The sequence below is a fragment of the Mesorhizobium sp. M4A.F.Ca.ET.022.05.2.1 genome (assembly GCF_003998845.1).
GTDB lineage: Bacteria > Pseudomonadota > Alphaproteobacteria > Rhizobiales > Rhizobiaceae > Mesorhizobium.
The window spans coordinates 1-7,233 of the sequence record NZ_RZOJ01000304.1; the positions used below are offsets into that span (position 1 = coordinate 1).

The 7,233-nt window shown below is 63.7% G+C and carries 10 protein-coding genes; 9 read left to right on the plus strand and 1 reads right to left on the minus strand.

Annotated features, from left to right (window positions below):
- The 9 genes from EN745_RS25445 to EN745_RS25485 all read left to right on the plus strand — a co-directional run.
- Nucleotides 1–900: pyruvate dehydrogenase complex E1 component subunit beta (locus EN745_RS25445; protein ID WP_127422540.1), on the plus strand; the 900-nt coding region annotated here is incomplete at its 5' end.
- 12 nt (nt 901–912) lie between these two features.
- Nucleotides 913–1,200 carry a hypothetical protein gene (locus EN745_RS25450; protein WP_126054626.1) on the plus strand — a complete coding sequence of 96 codons (288 nt, stop codon included), beginning with the start codon at nt 913–915 and terminating at the stop codon, nt 1,198–1,200.
- Nucleotides 1,201–1,203: 3 nt separating this feature from the next.
- Nucleotides 1,204–2,568: a pyruvate dehydrogenase complex dihydrolipoamide acetyltransferase gene (locus EN745_RS25455; RefSeq protein ID WP_127406440.1), complete on the plus strand. Its 1,365-nt coding sequence runs from the start codon at nt 1,204–1,206 to the stop codon at nt 2,566–2,568.
- A gap of 13 nt (nt 2,569–2,581) precedes the next feature.
- Complete coding sequence (locus EN745_RS25460) at nt 2,582–3,007, plus strand: hypothetical protein (RefSeq protein ID WP_127406441.1); 426 nt, start codon at nt 2,582–2,584, stop codon at nt 3,005–3,007.
- Nucleotides 3,004–3,642 (plus strand): SGNH/GDSL hydrolase family protein, encoded by a 639-nt coding sequence (locus EN745_RS25465; RefSeq protein ID WP_127406442.1) that lies wholly within the window; start codon nt 3,004–3,006, stop codon nt 3,640–3,642. The genes EN745_RS25460 and EN745_RS25465 overlap by 4 nt, the downstream gene beginning before the upstream one ends.
- Before the next feature lie 18 nt (nt 3,643–3,660).
- Nucleotides 3,661–5,109, plus strand: coding sequence for a dihydrolipoyl dehydrogenase (lpdA, locus tag EN745_RS25470; protein ID WP_127406443.1), 1,449 nt, complete (start codon nt 3,661–3,663; stop codon nt 5,107–5,109).
- Nucleotides 5,110–5,177: 68 nt separating this feature from the next.
- Nucleotides 5,178–5,468 carry a GlsB/YeaQ/YmgE family stress response membrane protein gene (locus EN745_RS25475; RefSeq protein ID WP_127422541.1) on the plus strand — a complete coding sequence of 97 codons (291 nt, stop codon included), beginning with the start codon at nt 5,178–5,180 and terminating at the stop codon, nt 5,466–5,468.
- Nucleotides 5,469–5,603: 135 nt separating this feature from the next.
- Nucleotides 5,604–6,569 (plus strand): lipoyl synthase, encoded by a 966-nt coding sequence (lipA, locus tag EN745_RS25480; protein ID WP_127406444.1) that lies wholly within the window; start codon nt 5,604–5,606, stop codon nt 6,567–6,569.
- A gap of 7 nt (nt 6,570–6,576) precedes the next feature.
- Nucleotides 6,577–7,032 (plus strand): type II toxin-antitoxin system RatA family toxin, encoded by a 456-nt coding sequence (locus tag EN745_RS25485; protein ID WP_126054619.1) that lies wholly within the window; start codon nt 6,577–6,579, stop codon nt 7,030–7,032.
- A gap of 9 nt (nt 7,033–7,041) precedes the next feature.
- Here the strand turns inward: EN745_RS25485 and EN745_RS25490 are convergent.
- A partial coding sequence (locus tag EN745_RS25490) for a CinA family protein (protein ID WP_189363158.1) occupies nt 7,042–7,233 on the minus strand: 192 nt, incomplete at its 5' end.

Here is a 7,233-nt window from a genome sequence, read left to right on the forward strand (position 1 = left end):
GGCGAGGAGGTCGCCGAGTACCAGGGCGCCTACAAGATCACGCAAGGCCTGCTGCAGGAATTCGGACCGCGCCGCGTCGTCGACACGCCGATCACCGAGCACGGCTTCGCCGGCGTCGGCGTCGGCGCCGCGATGGCTGGCCTGAAGCCGATCGTCGAGTTCATGACCTTCAACTTCGCCATGCAGGCGATCGACCAGATCATCAACTCAGCCGCCAAGACGCTCTATATGTCGGGTGGCCAGATGGGCGCGCCGATCGTCTTCCGTGGGCCGAACGGTGCCGCCGCCCGCGTCGCCGCCCAACACTCGCAGTGCTATGCCGCCTGGTACAGCCATGTTCCCGGGCTGAAGGTGGTGATGCCGTACACGGCCGCCGACGCCAAGGGCCTACTGAAGGCCGCGATCCGCGATCCGAACCCGGTCATCTTCCTGGAGAACGAGATCCTCTACGGCCAGTCCTTCGACGTGCCGAAACTCGATGATTTCGTGCTGCCGATCGGCAAGGCGCGCATCCACAAGCCGGGCAAGGACGTTAGCATCGTCTCCTTCGGCATCGGCATGACCTATGCGGTGAAGGCCGAGGCTGAACTACGCGGCATGGGCATTGACGCCGAGATCATCGACCTCAGGTCGATCCGTCCGCTCGACTTCGACACCATCATCGCTTCGGTGAAGAAGACCAATCGCCTGATCGTGGTCGAGGAAGGTTTCCCGCAGAGCTCGGTCGGCGACCATATCGCCAACCAGGTGTCGCAGCGCGCCTTCGACTTCCTCGACGCGCCGGTCATCACCATCGCCGGCAAGGACGTGCCGATGCCTTACGCGGCGAACCTCGAAAAGCTGGCGTTGCCCAATGTCGGCGAGGTCGTCGAGGCGGTCAAAGCAGTCACCTATCGCTAGGAAACAACGCGGATGCCGTCTCTCTGGGTTCTGGCCGCCGTCATTGTCCCTACCATTGCCGTGGCCTTTTTCGTGCGCTCGATGACAGGAAAGTTCGATGCGGTCTTGCTGGTGCTCAGCGGCGTCGCTTCGCTTGTCCTGGCAATTGTCGCAACTGGTTCCGCACAGGTTGATCAAACCGGTGGCATGATGAGCCTCGAAATGAGTAAAAGCAGCTTTCATTTCGGGGTCTTGCCACCTGTGTTTATCGTCGCCACGCTGACCGTCATGCGCGGCCTGTTCAAATTCATTCAGGAGTGAGCGATGCCCATCAACATCACCATGCCGGCGCTCTCGCCAACGATGGAAGAAGGCAATCTCGCCAAGTGGCTGGTCAAGGAAGGCGATAAGGTCTCGCCGGGCGACGTGATCGCCGAGATCGAGACCGACAAGGCGACGATGGAAGTCGAGGCCGTCGATGAAGGCACCGTCGCCAAGCTGGTCGTTCCGGCCGGCACCGAAGGCGTCAAGGTCAATGCGCTGATCGCCATTCTTGCCGGCGAAGGCGAGGATGCCGGCGCCGCGGCGAAGGGCGATGGCGGTGCCGCGCCCAAAGCCGAGGCTCCGAAAGCCGAGGCCCCGAAGGCGGAAGCGCCGAAGCCGGCAGCCGCCGTGGCGCCCGCGCCGGCCAAGGCAGAGCCCGCTCCGGTTGCTAATGGCCACGCTGGCGGCGAGCGCACCTTCGCGTCACCGCTTGCCCGACGCATCGCCAAGGATGCCGGCGTCGATGTGGCTAATGTCACCGGCACGGGCCCGCATGGCCGCGTCGTCAAGGCCGATGTCGAGGCAGCGATTGCCGGCGGCGGCGCGAAAGCAGCGCCAGCCGCCAAGGCGCCTGCCGGTGCTCCGGCGGCAGCTCCGGCTGCAGCGCCGAAGCCAATGTCGGACGACCAGGTGCTGAAGCTGTTCGCCGAAGGCTCCTACGAACTCGTCCCGCACGACAACATGCGCAAGACCATCGCGCGCCGCCTGGTCGAGGCCAAGAGCACCATCCCGCATTTCTACCTGACGCTGGATTGCGAACTCGACGCGCTGCTTTCGCTGCGCACACAGCTCAACGCCGCCGCGCCGGTGAAGAAGACCGAAAAGGGCGAGGTTCCCGCCTACAAGCTCTCGGTCAACGACATGGTGATCAAGGCGATGGCGATGGCGCTGATGGCGGTGCCGGACGCCAATGCCTCGTGGACTGACAGCGCCATGGTCAAGCACAAGCACGCCGATGTCGGCGTCGCGGTCTCGATCCCGGGCGGCCTCATCACGCCGATCATCCGCCATGCCGACGAAAAGACGCTGTCGGTCATCTCCAATGAAATGAAGGATCTGGCCAGCCGCGCCCGCAGCCGCAAGCTGAAGCCGGAGGAATATCAGGGCGGCACCACGGCGGTCTCCAATCTCGGCATGTTCGGCATCAAGGATTTTGCCGCCGTCATCAACCCGCCGCACGCCACGATCCTGGCGGTCGGCGCCGGCGAGCAGCGTGCAGTGGTCAAGAACGGCGAGATCACGATAGCCAACGTCATGTCGGTGACGCTGTCGACCGATCACCGCGCCGTCGACGGCGCGCTCGGCGCCGAACTGCTCGGCGCCTTCAAGCGCATGATCGAAAACCCGATGGGCATGCTGGTGTAAGAAGGGAAAGGCGGTGCGGAAATTCTTCACCAGCCTTTTTGCCTTCATCCTCTCCAGTTCGGCCGGCACGCTGGTGGCGCAGCAGCTGGCCGTCCTGACCGGCGCGGAAGAGGAATACACACTGGTTTTCGCGGCGACTGCCCTGATCATTGTCGTCGTGACGATCCTCTTCTTCGCCGTGCAGTTCTTCGCCGACCCGGTTCGTGCCGTCGACCGGACATTGTGGTGGCTACTGGTGTTTTTCGGTCTCGCGCTGCTTGCGCTGGTGGGATGGACCTTTTCAGTGCCGGCCGAGAATCGGGCGACCGCGAGCGACCTTTCGATGATCGCCGGGATGATCCTTCCCGGTGTCGCGACGATCATCGTGCATTGGCTGTTCGTACGCTGGCGGCTCAAGCGCTCGGCGGCAGGGTTCGGCAGGGATGGGGCAAGCGCATGAAGACAATTCTCTGCTATGGCGATTCGCTGACCTGGGGTTATGACGCCGCCAGCCTCGGCCGCCATGCGCCGGAAGACCGCTGGCCGAGCGTGCTCAAGGCAACGCTCGGTGACGGCGTCGAGGTTATCGCCGAAGGCCTGAACGGCCGCACCACCGCTTTCGACGATCATCTCGCCGGCGCCGACCGCAACGGCGCGAAGGTGCTGCCGACGATCCTGATGAGTCACGCGCCGCTCGACCTGATCGTCATCATGCTCGGCGCCAACGACATGAAGCCGTGGATCCACGGCAATCCGGTCGCCGCCAAGCAGGGCATGCAGCGCCTGATCGACATCGTGCGCGGCCACGACTATCCGTTCGAATGGCTGGCGCCGCAAATCCTGCTCGTCGCGCCGCCCGCCGTCACGCGCACCGATAACGCCGAATTCAAAGAGATGTTCGCCGGCGGCGACGAAGCCTCGAAGCGGCTGGCGCCGCAATATTCGGCACTCGCCGACGAAGCAGGCTGCGGCTTCTTCGACGCCGGCTCCGTCGCTGTCACCACGCCGCTCGACGGTGTCCATCTCGATGCCGAAAACACGCGAAACATCGGCAAGGCGCTGGCACCGCTGGTGCGCGTGATGCTGGAACTCTAGAAAACCAGGGAGAAACCCGTGGCTGAATCCTACGACGTCATCATCATCGGCTCCGGCCCCGGCGGCTATGTCACCGCGGTGCGCTCCGCCCAGCTCGGCTTCAAGACCGCGATCGTCGAGCGCGAGCATCTCGGCGGCATCTGCCTGAACTGGGGCTGCATTCCAACCAAGGCTCTGCTGCGTTCGGCCGAGATCATGCACTATTCCGATCACCTCAAGGATTACGGGCTGAAGCTCGATGGTGGCAAGGTCAGCGCCGACACGGCGGCCGTGGTCGACCGTTCGCGCAAGGTGTCGCTGAGGCTGAACGGCGGCGTCGCCTTCCTGATGAAGAAGAACAAGGTCGATGTCATCTGGGGAGAGGCCAAGCTTTCGAAGCCGGGCGAGATCGTTGTCTCCAAGACCGCCAAGAAGCCGATGGAGCCGCAGCCGCCGGTGCCGAAAGGCGTCAAGGGCGAGGGCACCTACACCGCCAAGCATATCATCCTCGCGACCGGCGCCCGGCCGCGCGCGCTGCCCGGCATCGAGCCGGACGGCAAGCTGATCTGGACCTATTTCGAGGCGATGGTGCCGAAGGAGATGCCGAAGTCGCTGCTGGTCATGGGCTCGGGCGCGATCGGCATCGAGTTCGCTTCCTTCTACCGCACCATGGGCGCCGAGGTGACGGTGGTCGAGCTGCTGCCGGCGGTGATGCCGGTCGAGGATGCCGAGGTCTCGAAATTCGCGCAGAAGCAGTTCGAGAAGCAAGGCATGAAGATCATCCTCGAGGCCAAGGTGACCAAGGTCGAGAAGGGCGCCAACTCGGTGACGGCGCATGTCGAGATGAAGGACGGCAAGGTCGAGAAGATCACCGCCGACCGCATGATCTCGGCCGTCGGCGTGCAGGGCAACATCGAGGGCCTCGGCCTGGAGGCACTTGGCGTCAAGACGGACCGCGGCTGCGTCGTCGTCGACGGTTACGGCAAGACCAATGTGCCCGGCATCTACGCCATCGGCGATGTCGCCGGCCCGCCGATGCTCGCCCACAAGGCCGAGCATGAAGGCGTGGTCTGCATCGAGAAGATCGCCAATGTCCCTGGCGTTCATGCCACCGACAAGCAGAAAATCCCCGGCTGCACCTATTGCAACCCGCAAGTCGCCTCGGTTGGCCTGACCGAAGCCAGGGCCAAGGCCGAGGGCAGGGACATCCGCGTCGGCCGTTTCCAGTTCGGCGCCAACGGCAAGGCGATCGCGCTCGGTGAGGACCAGGGCTTTATCAAGACCATCCTCGACAAGAAGACCGGCCAGTTGCTCGGCGCGCACATGGTCGGCGCGGAAGTGACCGAGCTGATTCAGGGCTTCGTCGTGGCGATGAACCTCGAAACCACCGAGGAAGAGCTGATGCACACCATCTTCCCGCACCCGACCCTGTCGGAGATGATGAAGGAAAGCGTGCTCGACGCCTATGGCAGGGCGCTCAACGCATGATAGATTTACCATGCGAGACTCACCTGCGAAAATCTGGGAGCCTCGGCGGCAAGGCAGTTCGTTTCCGGATGCATTTTCACCCGTCACAGGAGGAGTGGGCATATGGACGTGAATGCGTGGGCTGGCTGGCTGCCATCATCATCGGCGGTTTGGCGGGCTGGCTCGCCGAGATGGTGATGAAGACCAACACCGGCATCTTCATGAACATCATCTTGGGCATCGTCGGCGCGGTCGTGCTGAATGCAATCCTGCAAGCTCTCAATTTCCAGTCTTTCGGCGTTGGCTGGTTCGCCTATCTGATCACGGGCTTCATTGGCGCCTGCCTGCTGATCTTTGTAGGACGGCTGGTGCGCCGTTAGCCGGCATCGATACCGCTATGCGAAAAAGGCCGTGGCGGCATGCGCCGGCGTGGCCTTTTTCTTTGCGCCGAAAAGTCCTAAGTGACGTTGGAATGCGGGCGCCGGACAGGCGATCGCTCAGGAACCGGGTTTGAGATGGTCACTGTCCTCGACACGATCGCCAATGCGCCGCGCGTGCGGCACCCCGAAAAGGCGCACAAGCCGGACCAGGAGGTGCTGCGCAAGCCCGACTGGATCCGCGTCAAGGCGCCGGTCACGAAGGGCTACGCCGAAACGCGCGAAATCGTGAAGTCGCACAAGCTGGTCACGGTGTGCGAGGAAGCCGGCTGCCCGAACATCGGCGAGTGCTGGGACAAGAAGCACGCCACCTTCATGATCATGGGCGAAATCTGCACGCGCGCCTGCGCCTTCTGCAACGTCGCCACCGGCATCCCGACCGCGCTCGATCCCGATGAGCCGGCGCGCGTCGCGCATGCCGTCAAGCAGATGGGGCTGAGCCACGTCGTCATCACCTCGGTCGACCGCGACGACCTTGCCGATGGTGGCGCGCAGCATTTCGCCGAGGTCATCCGCGCCATCCGCGCGGCGGCGCCCTCGACCACGATCGAGATCCTGACGCCGGACTTCCTGCGCAAGGACGGCGCGCTGGAGATCGTCGTGGCGGCGAAGCCCGACGTCTTCAACCACAACCTCGAGACCGTGCCGTCCAACTACCTGACCGTGCGGCCGGGCGCCCGCTATTTCCATTCGATCCGGCTGCTGCAGCGGGTCAAGGAGCTCGACCCGTCGATCTTCACCAAGTCCGGCATCATGGTGGGCTTGGGTGAGGAGCGGAACGAGATCCTGCAGCTGATGGACGATCTGCGCTCGGCCAATGTCGACTTCATGACCATCGGCCAGTATCTGCAGCCGTCGAAGAAGCACCATCCGGTGATCCGCTTCGTCACCCCGGAGGAGTTCAAGTCCTTCGAGACGATCGGCAAGACCAAGGGTTTCCTTCTCATGGCGTCGAGCCCGCTGACGCGCTCCTCGCATCATGCCGGCGAGGATTTCGCCAGGCTGCGCGCGGCGCGGGAAGCGCAGCTCAAAAAGACCAGCTGATCCCCGAATGCCGAAATTCGAAGCCATCCGTCGCGTCGCCCATACGCCGCAGGAGATGTTCGCGCTGGTCGCGGACGTCGAGGCCTATCCGCAATTCCTGCCGCTGTGCGAAGCGCTCAGCGTGCGCTCGCGCAAGGAGCGCGACGGCCGCACCATCCTCCTTGCCGACATGAGCATCGGTTACAAGGCGATCCGCGAGACCTTTACCACGCAGGTGCTGCTGAAGCCCGACGAGAAGGCCATCGATGTCAAATACATCGACGGCCCTTTCAAATATCTCAGCAATATCTGGCGCTTCGACCCGGCCGATAGCGGCTGCGAGGTGCACTTCTTCATCGACTACGAGTTCAAGAGCCGCATTCTCGGCGCGTTGATGGGCACGATGTTCGATCGCGCCTTCCGCATGTTTGCCGAGGCCTTCGAGAAGCGCGCCAACCAGATCTACGGCGCAAGAACGGCCTGAGTTCGGAGTTTAGCCCAGCGCGCGCAGGCCGAGTTCCAGCGCGTGCCGCACGGTTTCATGGCGGATGAACTCTCGCCCCTTGTGGCCGAACAGTTGGTGCTCGGCGACGATCGGCTGGCCGGCCAGCGCAAGGCCGAACCAGACCAGGCCGACCGGCTTGTCGGCCGAACCGCCGGTCGGGCCGGCAATGCCCGTGACCGC

Coding starts and splice junctions, on each gene's coding strand:
- EN745_RS25450 (WP_126054626.1), top strand. CDS start 913: ATGCCGTCTCTCTGGGTTCTGGCCGCCGTCATTGTCCCTACCATTGCC.
- EN745_RS25455 (WP_127406440.1), top strand. CDS start 1,204: ATGCCCATCAACATCACCATGCCGGCGCTCTCGCCAACGATGGAAGAA.
- EN745_RS25465 (WP_127406442.1), top strand. CDS start 3,004: ATGAAGACAATTCTCTGCTATGGCGATTCGCTGACCTGGGGTTATGAC.
- EN745_RS25475 (WP_127422541.1), top strand. CDS start 5,178: ATGCATTTTCACCCGTCACAGGAGGAGTGGGCATATGGACGTGAATGC.
- lipA (WP_127406444.1), top strand. CDS start 5,604: ATGGTCACTGTCCTCGACACGATCGCCAATGCGCCGCGCGTGCGGCAC.
- EN745_RS25485 (WP_126054619.1), top strand. CDS start 6,577: ATGCCGAAATTCGAAGCCATCCGTCGCGTCGCCCATACGCCGCAGGAG.